The organism is Pantoea sp. USHLN298 (assembly GCF_037149395.1).
Classification (GTDB): Bacteria; Pseudomonadota; Gammaproteobacteria; order Enterobacterales; family Enterobacteriaceae; genus Pantoea; species Pantoea astica.
This window is the reverse complement of record NZ_JBBCRO010000002.1, coordinates 13,881-28,766: the sequence shown is the minus strand read 5'-3', so window position 1 is coordinate 28,766 and position 14,886 is coordinate 13,881. Positions and strand designations below refer to the sequence as shown.

At 56.7% G+C, this 14,886-nt stretch carries 14 protein-coding genes; 9 read left to right on the top strand and 5 right to left on the bottom strand.

The annotated features are described in order from the left end of the window. The 6 genes from rsxG to WFK59_RS04785 all read left to right on the top strand — a co-directional run bounded on the left by rsxG (nt 1) and on the right by WFK59_RS04785 (nt 5,735). On the top strand, nt 1–633 hold the full coding sequence (gene rsxG, locus WFK59_RS04810) for an electron transport complex subunit RsxG (RefSeq protein WP_233984408.1): 633 nt from the start codon (nt 1–3) through the stop codon (nt 631–633). After that, entirely contained in the window at nt 626–1,330 is a 705-nt protein-coding gene (locus tag WFK59_RS04805) for an electron transport complex subunit E (protein WP_233984409.1), read from the top strand. Before rsxG ends, WFK59_RS04805 begins: the two co-directional genes overlap by 8 nt. Beyond that, a complete protein-coding gene (gene nth / locus WFK59_RS04800; protein WP_233984410.1) occupies nt 1,327–1,959 on the top strand; it encodes an endonuclease III in 633 nt (210 codons plus the stop codon). Before WFK59_RS04805 ends, nth begins: the two co-directional genes overlap by 4 nt. Before the next feature lie 186 nt (nt 1,960–2,145). After that, nucleotides 2,146–2,868 carry an HPP family protein gene (locus WFK59_RS04795; protein WP_336755156.1) on the top strand — a complete coding sequence of 241 codons (723 nt, stop codon included), beginning with the start codon at nt 2,146–2,148 and terminating at the stop codon, nt 2,866–2,868. 199 nt (nt 2,869–3,067) lie between these two features. Continuing rightward, nucleotides 3,068–4,411 (top strand): MFS transporter, encoded by a 1,344-nt coding sequence (locus WFK59_RS04790; protein WP_336755155.1) that lies wholly within the window; start codon nt 3,068–3,070, stop codon nt 4,409–4,411. Continuing rightward, nucleotides 4,389–5,735, top strand: coding sequence for an enolase C-terminal domain-like protein (locus tag WFK59_RS04785; RefSeq protein ID WP_336755154.1), 1,347 nt, complete (start codon nt 4,389–4,391; stop codon nt 5,733–5,735). Before WFK59_RS04790 ends, WFK59_RS04785 begins: the two co-directional genes overlap by 23 nt. A gap of 37 nt (nt 5,736–5,772) precedes the next feature. Here WFK59_RS04785 and WFK59_RS04780 read toward each other — a convergent pair whose 3' ends face one another. Both WFK59_RS04780 and WFK59_RS04770 read right to left on the bottom strand, forming a co-directional pair. Continuing rightward, a complete protein-coding gene (locus WFK59_RS04780) occupies nt 5,773–6,471 on the bottom strand; it encodes a CTP synthase C-terminal region-related (seleno)protein (protein ID WP_336755152.1) in 699 nt (232 codons plus the stop codon). A 301-nt stretch (nt 6,472–6,772) separates the two neighbouring features. Continuing rightward, on the bottom strand, nt 6,773–7,786 hold the full coding sequence (locus WFK59_RS04770) for a zinc-dependent alcohol dehydrogenase family protein (RefSeq protein WP_233984415.1): 1,014 nt from the start codon (nt 7,784–7,786) through the stop codon (nt 6,773–6,775). A gap of 168 nt (nt 7,787–7,954) precedes the next feature. On the opposite strand from WFK59_RS04770, the gene WFK59_RS04765 reads away from it, so the two are divergent. The 3 genes from WFK59_RS04765 (at nt 7,955) to gstA (ending at nt 11,853) form a co-directional block, all read left to right on the top strand. Beyond that, a complete protein-coding gene (locus WFK59_RS04765; RefSeq protein ID WP_336755151.1) occupies nt 7,955–8,860 on the top strand; it encodes a LysR family transcriptional regulator in 906 nt (301 codons plus the stop codon). Between the two features lie 746 nt (nt 8,861–9,606). After that, on the top strand, nt 9,607–11,103 hold the full coding sequence (gene dtpA / locus WFK59_RS04760) for a dipeptide/tripeptide permease DtpA (RefSeq protein ID WP_233984417.1): 1,497 nt from the start codon (nt 9,607–9,609) through the stop codon (nt 11,101–11,103). A 144-nt stretch (nt 11,104–11,247) separates the two neighbouring features. Next, nucleotides 11,248–11,853, top strand: coding sequence for a glutathione transferase GstA (gstA, locus tag WFK59_RS04755; protein ID WP_336755150.1), 606 nt, complete (start codon nt 11,248–11,250; stop codon nt 11,851–11,853). Nucleotides 11,854–11,902: 49 nt separating this feature from the next. Here gstA and pdxY read toward each other — a convergent pair whose 3' ends face one another. The 3 genes from pdxY to pdxH form a co-directional block, all read right to left on the bottom strand. Further along, a complete protein-coding gene (gene pdxY, locus WFK59_RS04750; protein WP_233984419.1) occupies nt 11,903–12,763 on the bottom strand; it encodes a pyridoxal kinase PdxY in 861 nt (286 codons plus the stop codon). A gap of 51 nt (nt 12,764–12,814) precedes the next feature. Further along, nucleotides 12,815–14,089 carry a tyrosine--tRNA ligase gene (tyrS, locus tag WFK59_RS04745; protein ID WP_233984420.1) on the bottom strand — a complete coding sequence of 425 codons (1,275 nt, stop codon included), beginning with the start codon at nt 14,087–14,089 and terminating at the stop codon, nt 12,815–12,817. A 140-nt stretch (nt 14,090–14,229) separates the two neighbouring features. Then, complete coding sequence (pdxH, locus tag WFK59_RS04740; RefSeq protein ID WP_336755149.1) at nt 14,230–14,886, bottom strand: pyridoxamine 5'-phosphate oxidase; 657 nt, start codon at nt 14,884–14,886, stop codon at nt 14,230–14,232.

Below are 14,886 nucleotides of genomic sequence, written 5' to 3'. Positions count from 1 at the left end.
ATGCTGCAGACGATTCGTAAAAATGGCGTGACGCTGGCAATTTTTGCCGCGATTACCACTGCCGCCACCGCCGTGGTGAATACCGTGACCAAACCCACGGTGGAGCATCAGACCCAGCTGCAGCAAAAAAACCTGCTGGATCAGGTGGTACCGGCTACGCTCTACGACAACAATATTCAGCAGGATTGTTACGTTGTCACCGATCCCGCGCTGGGCAATAGTGCTCCTCACCGCCTCTATCTGGCGCGGAAACAGGGTCAGCCGGTGGCGGCTGCGCTGGAAACGACCGCGCCGGACGGCTATTCAGGTGCGATTCAGATGCTGGTCGGTGCTGATTTTAGCGGTAAAGTGCTGGGGGTTCGGGTGGTTGAACACCATGAAACGCCCGGTCTGGGCGATAAAATTGAGTTGCGTATTTCCGACTGGATCAACAGTTTTAATGGCAAAGTGGTTCAGGGGCCGACCGATAAAGCCTTTGCGGTGAAAAAGGATGGCGGTGAGTTCGACCAGTTTACCGGTGCCACCATCACGCCGCGCGCGGTGGTCAATGCCACCAGACGCACCGCCCTGTTAATTGAAACCCTTCCGGAGAGATTCTCTTCGTTACCGGCATGTGGAGACGCAAATGAGTGAAGCTAAAAGCCTGCTGGTGGGCGGGCTGTGGAAAAATAACTCCGCGCTGGTTCAGCTACTGGGCCTCTGCCCGCTGCTGGCCGTGACCGCCACCGCCACCAACGCGCTGGGACTGGGTCTGGCGACCACGCTGGTGCTGACCCTGACCAACAGTTTTATCTCCGCCTCACGCCGCTGGGTGCCGTCGGAGATCCGCATCCCGATTTACGTGATGATCATCGCCTCGGTGGTGAGCTGCGTACAGATGCTGATCAACGCCTACGCCTACGGTTTGTATCAGTCACTGGGCATCTTCATCCCGCTGATTGTCACTAACTGCATCGTGGTTGGCCGGGCCGAAGCGGTGGCCTCAAAAAGCAGTATCCCGCTGGCGGCGCTGGATGGATTCGCTATCGGTATGGGCGCGACCTGCGCCATGGTCGTGCTGGGTTCGATGCGCGAAATCATCGGCAGCGGCACGCTGTTCAACGGTGCCGATCAGCTGCTGGGGCCGTGGGCGAAGTCGTTACGCATCGAGGTGGTCCATTTTGACTCGCCGATGCTGCTGGCTATGCTGCCGCCTGGCGCCTTTATCGGCCTTGGCATGATGCTGGCAGGCAAATATCTGATCGACCAGAAGATGAAGCAGCGCGCCGCACAGCGGGCAGAAGCCGCAGCCACTGCGACGCCACAGGGCGCAACCGGGAAAGCGGTGTGAACCAGACGAAACGTAATGAGATCCTGCGTCGGCTGCAGCAGAATAATCCGCATCCGACCACCGAGCTTAACTTCAGCTCCCCGTTTGAGCTGCTGATTGCGGTACTGCTCTCGGCCCAGGCGACTGACGTCAGCGTCAATAAAGCCACCGCCCGGCTCTATCCGGTGGCGAATACCCCGGCGGCGATGCTGGCGCTGGGCGTTGAGGGCGTGAAGGAATACATCAAAACTATCGGGCTGTTTAACAGCAAAGCGGAGAATGTGATTAAGACCTGCCGCATCCTGCTGGAACAGCACAATGGCGAGGTGCCGGAAGATCGTGCCGCGCTGGAAGCCCTGCCCGGCGTTGGCCGTAAAACCGCTAACGTGGTGCTGAATACCGCATTTGGCTGGCCAACCATCGCGGTCGATACCCATATCTTTCGCGTCAGCAATCGCACCCGCTTTGCGCCGGGTAAAAATGTTGAAGAGGTGGAGCAGAAACTGCTGAAGGTAGTGCCGGCGGCGTACAAGGTCGACTGTCATCACTGGCTGATTCTGCATGGTCGTTACACCTGCGTGGCGCGCAAGCCGCGCTGTGGTGCCTGTCTGATTGAAGACCTGTGTGAGTATCCCGATAAAGTCGATTAACCGGCTGCTCTGACCCGCTACGGCGGGTTTTTTATTGCTGGTCGCGCCGCCACGCAATGATCTTCTTCCGCTCCCATGTCCCGCCGTTGATACCTGCACAGTTTGTCGGGTTGTTACATTGATGTTGATGATGGAAAATCGCCGCCCCTGACGATAAGAAAATGTTATGACACGGTGAGTAAAGTAATGAATAACAGCCCTTGCACCGGCAGGCACGCGGTACGCCTGTTTCTGGCCCGTCTCTGGCCACATCCGCTGGCGGTGAGTAAAAAGCATATCTTTTTTGCCAGCCTGGGTGCCGGTAGCGGATTGATTCTGACCAGTCTGCTCAGCCACTGGCTGCTGGGCGAGCTGAATTTATGGTTTATCGCCCCGGTCGGCGCTTCGGCGGTGCTGCTGTTTGGCGTGCCGGCCAGTCCACTGGCGCAGCCGTGGGCAGTGGTTGGCGGAAATACGCTGTCGGCACTGGCTGGCGTCACGGTGAGTCAGTTTATCCCCCATCCCGCTATTGCCATGGGCGTTGCCGCCGGTCTGGCCATTCTGTTGATGTTTAAGCTGCGCTGCCTGCATCCACCGGGTGGTGCGGTAGCCCTGACCGCCATTTTAGGCGGTCCGACGGTGCAGCAGATGGGCTACCACTTTGTGCTGACGCCGGTGCTGATCAACTCGGTGACGCTGGCCCTGCTGGCTATGCTGTTTAATAACCTGGCCGGACGCCGCTATCCGCACCCGCTGGCCCCGGAAGAAGTGAAACCGGAGCCGGTAGCGATGCCGGTACCGCTGACGCGCGCGGATCTGCACCAGGCGCTGGAAGCCGGTGAACTGCTGGATATCGACGAAGATGACTTGCAGGCCCTGTTGCAGCGCGCGGAACTGATCGCCCAGCGCCGTCAGACCGCCAGCGCCTGATTCCCGCCGTATGGCGTCAGCGCCGAACTTGATCCGTGCCACAGATTTGGTCAGCCAAAGCGCAGCGGCTTTTCCATAACATACTGATAACACTCTCGCCCAGGCCGGACGCCCAGTCTGCCCTGGGCGATTGCCCATAGAGCCCGCCTTTTCATCTCCTTACACTTTACTCTTCTTTACGCAACCGCGAGGAAGACCGATGGAAAGCGCCCTGTCACTCGATCACGATGAGCTGATTGCCTCCGCCATCAAAAAGTTTTTCACCCGCATCATTCCGATGCTGGCCGTTATGCTGATCATTAATCAGATCGACCGCGCCAATATAGGCTTTATCAAAGCAGAGCTGCAGACCGATGCCGGCATCAGCGCCGCGGCTTTCGGGCTGGGCGCCGGGCTGTTTTTTATCGGTTACGCGCTGTTTGAGGTGCCGAGTAACCTGATGATGAAGCGTTTTGGTGCCCGGGTCTGGCTGACGCGCATCATGATTACCTGGGGGCTGGTCGTGGTGCTGACCGGCTTTATCACCTCGGCGACGCAGTTCTATCTGCTGCGCTTTTTACTCGGCGTCGCCGAGGCGGGCTTCTTTCCCGGCGTACTGTTCTATTTTCGCCAGTGGGTGCCGAATGCCTGGCGCGGTCGGGCTACCGCGATGGTGCTGAGCGCGACCGCCGGGGCCTTTCTCTTTTCCGGCCCGATTACCGGCGCGATCCTGATGATGCATAATTTTCTCGGCATCGCGGGCTGGAAGTGGGTGATGTTTCTGGAAGGTGGCGCTTCGGTGCTGGTGGGGATTCTGGCCGCCTGGGTGCTGGTTTCGCGACCTGCCGATGCCCGCTGGCTCAGCGAACCGGAAAAGCAGGCGCTGGCACAGCAGCTGCACAACGAAGAAGCCCATCGCGACCAGCTTAATCAGCAGCCGGGCCGGATGTCGCTGCTGCGTAACCGCAGCCTGCTGTTCTTCGGCGTTATTTTCTTCACCATGACCATGACCGGCTACACGCTGGTGTTCTGGCTGCCACAGATTATTCAGCGTATTCAGGGCTTCAGCAGTTTTGGCATCGGGATTCTGACCGCCGTGCCCTGGCTGTGTGCGATTGTCGCCATCAACCTGCTGAGCCGCTTTTCTGATCGTCATCGTGACAAGCTGGATAAGGCGCTGGGTGCCGCCATGCTGGTCGCCGCCTGCGGCACCTTTATGGCGACGCTGGGATCGCCGTGGTTTGGTTTCGTGGCGATGATCGTCGCCTGCATCGGCTCGAAAGTCAGCGCCACCTTTTTCTGGCCGATGCCACAGGGCGAACTGCCCGCCTCGATTGTGGCACCCGGCATTGCGCTGGTGAACTCAATCGGTAATCTCGGCGGCTTCTTCGCGCCGACGGTATTTGGCTATCTGGAAATGAAGACCGGCTCAACCACCGGCGGTCTCTACGCCCTGACCAGCGTCTCGCTGCTGACCGGTCTGTGGCTGCTGCTGCGTCGCAAACCGGCCCCGTCTTCCCTTGTCCCTATGGAGAATCAACATGTCAGCCAGTCCAGTCATTAAATCTATGCGGGTGGTGCCGGTCGCCGGCTATGACAGTATGCTGCTGAATATTGGCGGCGCGCATAACTGCTTTTTCACCCGCATTCTGGTGATTCTTACTGACTCCGCCGGCCGCACCGGGGTCGGCGAAAGCCCGTGCCACGCCTCGACGCTGGCACTGCTTGAGCGTTTTCGGCCACAGATTGAGGGCAGCGATCTGCTGCGGCTCAACGCCACGATTTCGACGCTGTTCGCCAGCGATGCGCGCCACCAGCAAAGTGCGCATACCGATGATATTCATATTCCGCAGATGAATCCGGAGAAGTTCTACAACGCCGCCGCGGCGATTGAAGCGGCGTTACTCGACCTGCTGGGGCAGCACCTCGATCTGCCGGTCGCCGAGCTGCTGGCCAGCGGCAAACAGCGCGATCGGGTGCCGGTACTCGGCTACCTGTTCTATATCGCCGACCGGCATCTGACCACCATGAATTACCAGCCGGGCCAGGCCGGTGGCGATGACTGGCTCCGCCTGCGCCATGAAAAAGCGATGGATGCCGAAGCGGTGGTGCGGCTGGCAGAAGCCGCCACCGATCGCTACGGTTTCCGTGACTTCAAACTCAAAGGCGGCGTGCATCACCCCGAAGTGGAAGTGGAGACGGTGAATGCGCTGCTGGCGCGCTTCCCCACGGCGCGGGTCACTGTTGATCCCAACGCCAGCTGGTCACTGGATGAAGCGATTTACTACGGTCGTCAGCTGGCGGGCCGTATTCCCTATCTGGAAGATCCCTGTGGCGCGGAAAACGGCTATTCCGGCCGTGAGACGCTGGCGGAATTTAAGCGCGCTACCGGTATCCCGGTTGCCACTAATATGATCGCCAACGACTGGCGTCAGTTGCAGCACGCTTTACAGCTCAATGCCATCGACATCCCGCTGGCCGATCCGCACTTCTGGACGATGCGCAATGCGCACACCGTGGCGCAGTTGTGCCATGAATGGGGACTGACTACCGGCTGTCACTCGAATAACCATTTTGATGTATCGCTGGCGATGGTAGCGCATCTGGGTGCCGCAGCACCTGGCGATCGGCTGACCGCCTTCGACACGCACTGGATCTGGCAGGATGGACAGCAGCTGACGCAGCAGGCACCGCAGATCCGCGACGGCTTTCTGGAGCTGCCTGAAGGACCCGGCCTGGGGATTACGCTGGATATGAAGCGGGTCGACGCGGCACATGCGCTCTACAACGCGCTGCCGGATAAAAATCGCAATGATGCGATCGGGATGCAGTTTCTGATCGAAAACTGGGCGTTTGACGCCAGACGCCCGGCGCTGCTGCGTGATTAACCGGGCACGCTGTGACAGTGTCACAGCGTGCCGCGCATTAGCGTTGTGCCAGTGCGGCCTGCATCCAGGCAATCACCAGCGGTGAATCCTGTTGTTGCAGGGCCGCACGCTCTGACTGGAACAGCGTTGCTACAAAGAAAGGGTGATCCTGCAGTTCTACGCCGCGCACGTCACCGTCGGCATCCCATGCGGTAATATCCAGCGTCTTACCGGCCAGCGCTGCCGTGAACTCAGGATTAACGCCGAAGTTACAGTGGTAGCCTTCATCGCTGCTGAGCGTAGCGTAGGCCTGCGCAATGCGTGAACCGGCTTCAAATCTCACCGCGCCCCGCTGCTCCACCAGCGAACAGCTGAGAGGCGCTATCACCATCCGCCCGGCCCGATCGGTCTCAGCATGTGCCGCATCCTGCCAGTCCAGCACGTTGCGGGCATATTCAATCACCGCGTACTGAAATCCGCCGCAGGAGCCGAGAAAGGGTTTGCCCTGTTCCCGCGCCAGCCGGATGGTGGCGAAAACGCCCGCATCATTATGGTAAGGACTGCCAGGTACCACCCAGATCGCCTCACGTTGTTGCAGGCGGCTCAGATCGCCCAGCTGTTCAGTGGCAATCCATTCAGCGTCAACGCGGATATTCAGATGGGCGGCGGCACGTTCAATCGCCAGCGGAATGGCCTGATGGGCTACGGCGTCAGCACGGTAGTCGCCAACCAGAGATAAACGTAAAGGGGAAGACATGGGACGATCCTTATGAGGGAAATTAAGAGGTTACAGGAATGTTAATTTCTTGTCTAGCGCCCTTGCTACGCCTCAACTTTACCGGAAAACGCGGCTCTGGCTCATCTTAACGACCTGATAGCCGCTGTTAAGGTGGTGCTGATTTCCGAAACGGCGAAGCACAGCGATCGACCGGGCGGTCTGCTCGCTGCCTTACCGCTTGTCACCCTGCTGATCCGGGTAAAACCGGAAGGGCAAACGCAGGCGATCATTGTCGCCCACGTCGGGTACCTTTTCTTTTTGACAACGACGACTGACGTTATCAGCTATCCATTTTAATAACGATTTTGCCAAATGCACCCCGGGAGAGATGCTCAAAAGCGTCGACTGCCTCGCTAAAGCGGTAAACCTGTTCAATAACGGGTTTGATATGGTGTTTATTCAGGAATGGGTTCATCCGATCAAACGAGGAACGGGGTGCCACTGCAATGCCTCTGATGGTTGTCTGGCGGAAAATTAACGGCATTAAATCAAGCTGCGCTGTCTGACCGGTAAGAAAACCTACCTGTGCAATCGTTCCGGCCACTTTGGTTGCCGTAATTGACTGGTTAATGCCGCTGCCACCGGCAACCTCCACCGTGACATCAGCGCCCTTACCCCCGGTCAGTTCCAGAACTTTATTTTGCCATTGAGGCCATTTTTTATAATTAATCCCCTCATCCGCCCCCAGCGATTTAATCCGTTCGAGGTTGGCATCGTTACTGGATGTCGCAATCACCCGCGCGCCATAGGCATGCGCTATCTGAGCAGCAAACACGGATACACCGCCGGTTCCCTGTACCAGCACGGTTTGTCCGGGCTGCAAATTACCGATATCCATTAGCGAGTACCATGCCGTCAACGCCGCAATAGGAAGAGTGGAGGCTTCCTCATCTGTCATGCTGTCCGGGGCTTTGACCGCGCTATCTTCATGAAGAATCATGTACTCAGCGAGTCCGCCAGGTAACGGCATGCCTATACACCAGGCTGGCTCGTCGGCAGCCGGTTCGCCATCCAGCCAGCGGGAATAGAGATGTGAATTAACGCGATCGCCAATGCTGAAACGGGTTACCCCCTCACCGGTGGCAACCACGGTTCCTGACGCATCAGAGACCGGGATAAGGGGCTTTGGCACCAGATGTGGCTCATAAAAACCCTCCACGATGGCTTTGTCCCTGAAGTTCAGCGAAACCGCGCCAACTTTTACCAGAAGTTCACCCGGACCGGGTGTGGGGGTCTCAACCTCTTCCAGTTTTAAGTTTTCAAGACCAAAATCTTTTAATAACCATGCTTTCATTTCTGTCATTTCCTGTGTGCCTGTATCAGAGAGGCATGATAAGCAAAGCGATCGCGGGTAAAAAGCCATCAAAAAGAGGTTCAGTGTTTCTGCAGGAGAAACAATTGAGCTGGGTTATACTCCCGGCTATCACAATTTTGGTCATACTATTTCAGCGGAGTTAAAAACGTGCGCCCGAACATGCTTGAGTTGATGGACATTTTTGTTCAGGTTGTAGAACTGCGCAGCTTCACCCGTGCCGCTGACGCTTTGCAGTTGCATCGCCCTGCGGTCAGCAAGTCGGTGAAGCAGCTGGAGGATACGCTGGGCGTTAAACTGCTGCATCGCACCACACGCAGTCTGAGTGTGACGGCTGAAGGAGAGGAAATTTATCAGCGAGCCAAAGCGCTTCTGACCGATGTCAGCGAGATGATGGCCTCTTATTCGCCCGATCAGTTGCCGCACGGCGAGCTTCGCATTGATGCTCCGCTGGCCCTGACGCACAGTATTCTGATCCCCTTCCTGGCTAATTTTCAGGCTCTGTATCCGCAGATTGACATTGTCTTAACGGCTTCAGATCGTCTGACTGACCTGATTTCCGAAGGCGTCGATTGTGTTATACGTCTCGGTGAGCTTGCGGATTCAAATTTTATTTCGCGTCGTGTCGGCGATCTGCAGATGGTGACCTGTGCAGCCCCCTCCTATCTGAAAAAATATGGCACGCCTCAGACGCCGGATGATCTTGCTGATCATAAAGCCGTCTGTTTTTTTAGCGAGCATAGCCGTGACCTCCATGAATGGAGATTTGTTGTTAACGGTGAGGTTATTTCACGGCGACCGGCACACAGTATGCGGGTTAATAATTCAGATGTGTTGTTATCCTGCGGCCTGCAAGGCCTTGGTATACTTCATGCCATACGCGCGGCATTAGAAACTGACATTGAAGCGGGCAGGCTGACGGAACTGTTATCTGACTACGCAACGGTAACCAAACCGGTTTCCATCCTCTATCCTGACCGACGCTATCTTCCTCCTAAGGTCAGGGTTTTTATCGAATGGTTCGATGAATTATTTAAGCAGTATTACCAGCGTTAATGTTGCTCGACAGACAGGCTGCGGCAATAACATCAGCGCGGTAATCACAGCGGGAGAACAACGTAAAGGAGAGCACCTGGGACGAGCCTTATGACGGGCGCGGGAAGGTGATTAAATGTTAATTTTTTGTCGAGTCTGCCCGGCGGCCTCTTCATCACGGTCGATTTTTGCCGGATAACCCGCGCACCTGATAACTGCCGCAGACAGAAGTTTTATGCTTCGATTGCCACTCGCGCACCGCTTTTGCTGCGTAGATTTCCGCCACGCAAACGGTTTCTTCTTTTTCTTCCTGAATTAAATCATCTGTTTGTGCGCAGGATCGTCATTTGCTCACTTTTAGCGCAAAGCAGGTGGGTAAATGAGGGTTTTTTCATCGCTTCGCCTGATAAATAGCCGCTGACTGACTCATAGTGCTGGATAGTGATTATTCAACAAACTATTAATCTGGATAATCGTCTATTAGCAGTTAATATCAATATTATCCAGGCCGTGACTCGCACCCACCCTATTTATACTGCTATAATCCCCGCTTGCCATATTTAAATCCGATTAACAGTTTGTTATAAGTTTTTTAACCCGATAATATCAGGGTCATCCAGTGGTCAGAAAATTCTTGCCCTGTCGCGCTTAATCAGCCAAATTAGGCGCCGCTTTTCCCTTCTAATAACAATCTTGCGCATGGACAACTCACATGACGCGGACTTAATTCCTGTCCCGAAACAGGGTGTGATAAAACTGAGGTACATGTGTCAACTGCAAACAAACACACTGATGAGACCGTTAGTCTCAATGCGTTTAAACAGCCAAAGGCGTTCTACTTAATCTTCTCGATTGAGCTGTGGGAGCGGTTTGGTTTTTACGGTCTTCAGGCCATCATGGCGGTTTACCTGGTGAAACAGCTGGGGATGTCTGAATCCGATTCCATCACGCTGTTCTCCTCGTTCAGCGCCCTGGTCTACGGGCTGGTGGCGATTGGCGGCTGGCTCGGCGATAAAGTGCTGGGCACCAAACGCGTGATTGTGCTGGGTGTCCTGGTGCTGGCGCTGGGTTATGCGCTGGTGGCGTTCTCCGGTCACAACGTGAGCATTGTCTATATCGGCATGGCGACCATCGCTGTCGGTAGCGGCCTGTTCAAAGCCAACCCCTCTTCGCTGCTCTCCACCTGCTACGACAAAGATGACCCGCGTATCGACGGTGCTTTCACCATGTTCTATATGTCGATCAACATCGGTTCGCTGTTTTCGATGATGCTGACCCCGTGGTTAGCGGCGAAATATGGCTATAACGTGGCGTTCTCGCTGTCGGTGATTGGTCTGGTGATCACCCTGTTCAACTTCCTGTTCTGCAAGCGCATGGTGAAAGATTACGGTTCTAAACCGGACTTCGCCCCCCTGCACATTGGTAAGCTGCTGATGACGCTGGTTGGCGTGGTGGTGCTGGTGGCGCTGGCTAACTGGATGCTGCATCACCAGTCTATCGCCCGCCTGGTGCTGGCAGTGATTGCGCTGGGTATCGTACTGGTGTTTGCCAAAGAGGCCTTTGCCCTGCAGGGTGCCGCGCGTCGTAAGATGATTGTGGCCTTCCTGCTGATGGTGGAAGCGATCCTGTTCTTTGTGCTCTACATGCAGATGCCCACCTCGCTGAACTTCTTTGCAATCCGCAACGTTGAACACAGCATTCTCGGCATCACCTTTGCGCCGGAACAGTTCCAGGCACTGAACCCGTTCTGGATCATGCTGGCCAGCCCGCTGCTGGCGGCGCTCTACAACAAGCTGGGCGATAAGCTGCCGATGCCGCATAAGTTTGCTTTCGGCATGGTGCTCTGCTCAGGGGCGTTTCTGGTGCTGCCGGTGGGCGCGAAGTTCGCCAGCGATGCCGGTATTGTCTCGGTTAACTGGCTGATCCTGAGCTATGCGCTGCAGAGTATCGGTGAACTGATGATCTCCGGTCTCGGCCTGGCGATGGTGGCCCAGCTGGTGCCGCAGCGTCTGATGGGCTTTATCATGGGCTCCTGGTTCCTGACCACCGCTGGCGCGGCAGTGATCGCCGGTAAAGTGGCGAATCTGATGGCGGTGCCGGAAAACGTGACCGATCCGCTGATGTCGCTGGCGACCTACAGCCGCGTATTCCAGCAGATCGGTATCGTTACCGCGGTGATTGCTCTGCTGATGCTGGTTACTGCGCCGTTGCTTAACCGCATGACCCAGGATACTGACGCAGAAACGAAAAAAGCTGAGGCGTAATTTCCTGACGCTTCTCCAGCCGGGCTCTGCCCGGCTTTTTTTTTGCGGCGGCGGCTCCGGTCGCAGATCCTGATCCGCGTCACTGGCAATTCTTCGCTGAGCCTTTACTATGCTGTGATCCCATCGCATCAAGGAGGCCTGGTCATGAAACTGTTTTGCAAAGCGGGTGCCTGCTCTCTCTCACCCCACATTATCATGCGCGAATGCGGGCTCGACTTCACTCAGGTGAACGTTGATCTGGCAAAAAAACTCACGGAACGGGGCGACGATTTTCGGCAAATCAATCCCAAAGGTCAGGTACCGGCGCTGCAGCTCAGTGATGGCACGGTACTGACTGAAGGCGTGGCGATTGTGCAGTACCTGGCAGATCTCAAGCCCGATCGCCATCTGCTGGCGCCTGCCGGCAGCCTGACGCGCTATCACACCATTGAATGGCTGAGCTACACCAGCAGCGAGCTGCACAAAGGCTTTACGCCGCTGTTTCGTCCGGACACCACGGACGAGGAGAAAGCGCGGGCACGTACGCAGCTGGAGGCGAAATTTCGCTACGTCGATGAGAGCCTGCATGACAGACAGTGGCTGATGGGGCTGCGCTTCAGCGTGGCCGATGCGTATCTCTATGTGGTGACGCGCTGGGCGAAAGCGCTGAAGCTCGATTTATCGGGATGTGAAGCACTGGAGAGCTGGTTCAGTCGGGTAGCGGCGCGTCCGGCGGTGCAGGCGGCGTTAAAAGCCGAAGGGTTACAGTAAGAAGGGAACCGCTTAATAAACAGGGCCGCTGAAGCGGCCCTGTTCCGTTTTACAGTTTTTCTGCCGCGAAGTGCTGCGTTGGCGCGGCAATCGCATCCTGAGCCGCCACCAGCTGCAGTTCATACTCGCCCATCTGATGGGTTTTCAGCATCACTTCATACACTGCCGCCGTTACGTGCTCCAGCGCATCCTGCAGGCTTTTGCCATGCAGCAGATTGACCAGCAGCAGGCCACTGGTCAGATCGCCCACGCCGACCGGCTGACGTACGCCAAAATCGACCAGCGGACGGCTGATGTGCCAGGCATCTTCAGCGGTCACCAGCAGCATTTCAAAGCGATCGCTGCGACGGCCGGCACGTGCCAGATGTTTGACCAGCACCACTTTCGGTCCCTGGGCGATCAGCGCCCGTGCGGCATCCACCGCGGCAGCGACATCGGTAATGCTGCGCTCGCTCAGCATCTCCAGCTCCAGCAGATTCGGCGCGATGATATCGCTGGCGGGCATCGCCATTTTGCAGTGAAACTCCGCCACGCCCGGTGCCACGATGCAGCCTTTTTCCGGGTGACCCATCACCGGATCGCAGAAATACCAGGCGTCGGGATTGGCCGCTTTCACCTGACGGACAATCTCTAATATCTGTTCGCCCTGCTCCGCCGATCCCAGATAGCCGCTCAGCACCGCATCACAGGTTTTCAGGCGGTCAATGTCAGCAATGCCTTTCACGATATCGGTTAAGTGGGTGGCGGGCATCACCGTGCCGGTCCAGTGACCATATTGGGTATGGTTAGAAAACTGTACGGTATTCAGCGGCCAGACGTTCGCGCCCATGCGGCGCATCGGAAACTCAGCCGCCGCGTTACCGGCATGACCAAAAACAACGTGCGACTGAATCGCTAAAATATTTTTCACTTGTTTGCCCTGTCCTGCCATAAAAAAGGGCCGGAAACCGGCCCTGAAATCTTACTGCCAGTTAATCAGGCAGTAATGTTTCTTGCCGCGACGCAGTAGCGTGTAGCGATTAAACAGCTTATCACTGTCGCTGAAGCGGTACTCGGCGTCCGACTGCTTCTCACCGTTCAGTGAGACTGCGTTTGATCCGATCATGGTACGTGCCTGGCCGCGTGACGGCACCAGCTCCGCTTTCACCAGCGCCTGCTGCAGATCATCGTCAGCACCCAGCACGATGGTTGGCATGCCATCCTGCGCCAGCTGGTCGAAGTCTGCTTCGGTCATCTCGCTGATGGCGCCGGAGAACAGGCTGTCGGTAATGCGTTTTGCGGCGGCCAGTCCGGCTTCACCGTGTACCAGGCGCGTTACCTGCTCAGCCAGCACATACTGCGCGCGTGGCGCGGTGCCGCTGTTTTTGTCCTCTTCTTCCAGCGCATTGATCTCTTCAATGCTCATAAAGGTGAAGAACTTCAGGAAGCGGTAGACATCAGCATCCGCGGTGTTGATCCAGAACTGATAGAACTTGTACGGGCTGGTTTTCTTCGCATCCAGCCAGACTGCGCCGCCTTCGGTTTTACCGAATTTGGTGCCGTCAGACTTGGTGATCAGCGGAACCGTCAGGCCAAACACCTGGTTCTGATGCAGACGACGGGTCAGATCGATACCGGAAGTGATGTTGCCCCACTGATCCGAGCCGCCAATCTGCAGCGAGACGCCGTGGCGCTCGTTCAGACAGGCGAAGTCGTAGCCCTGCAGCAGATTGTAGGAGAACTCGGTGAAAGAGATGCCCTGGTCGTCACGGTTCAGACGCTGCTTCACCGCTTCTTTATTGATCATCTGGTTCACGGAGAAGTGTTTGCCAATATCCCGCAGGAAGGTCAGCACGTTCATGCTGCCAAACCAGTCGTAGTTATTGGCGGCGATAGCGCTGTTGCTGCCGCAATCGAAATCAAGGAATGGCGCCACCTGCTGGCGGATCTTTTCAACCCATTCATTGACGGTTTCGCTGGTATTGAGTTTACGCTCTGCGGCTTTAAAGCTGGGGTCGCCAATCAGGCCGGTCGCCCCGCCAACCAGCGCCACCGGCTTGTGTCCGGCATCCTGAAAACGCTTCAGGCAGAGCAGCGGTACCAGATGGCCCAAATGCAAGCTGTCAGCAGTGGGGTCAAAGCCGCAATAGAGCGAAATTGGCCCCTGCGCCAGTTTCTCTGTTAACGCGTCTTCATCCGTCACCTGGGCGATCAGGCCCCTCTCTTGCAATTGTTGTATCAGGTTACTGCTGGTCATCACTGACTCCAAATTGATCAGACTGCACCTATGCTGGTACACAGCTTTCCGCTGAGTTGCGGAATCGAAAAAAATAAGGGCTATAGCATAAAGCGCTGACGCCTTCTGTGCCAGCGCTGAAAGGCGGGAATGTTACCGATTCAGGGTGCCAGTCGGTCGATTTTCCAGCCGTCGTGACCGCGCTGATAGAGGAAACGATCGTGCAGGCGATGTTCGCCGCCCTGCCAGAACTCCACCGTGTGAAATTTCACCCGGTAGCCACCCCAGAAACTGGGCAGCGGGATCTCGCCCTGCTGGAACTTCTGTTTAAGCTCAAGGAACTTGCCTTCCAGAATGCCGCGCGCCGAAATGCGGCTCGACTGCTTCGAGACCCAGGCGCCAATCTGGCTGTCACGCGGACGGCTGTGGAAGTATTTCAGCACCTCCAGCGGCGACAGCTTTTCCACTTCGCCCAGCACCAGCACCTGACGCTCCAGGAAATGCCACGGAAAATGCAGCGAGATGCGCGGGTTGTGCGCCAGCTGCAGTGCCTTGCGGCTGCCCAGATTGGTATAAAACACCATGCCCTGCGCATCAAAATGCTTCAGCAGAACGATGCGTTGCCACGGCTGCCCTTCCTCATCCACCGTCGCCACGGTCATCGCCGTGGGATCGGGCAGTTTCGCTTCGCAGGCCTGGCTCAGCCACTGTTCAAACAGCGCGATCGGATTGTCCGGCAGATCCTTGCGGCGCAACCCGCCGCGGGTATATTCACGCCGCAGGTGGGCGATGGTGTGTAGCGTTTCGCTGTCGCTCAT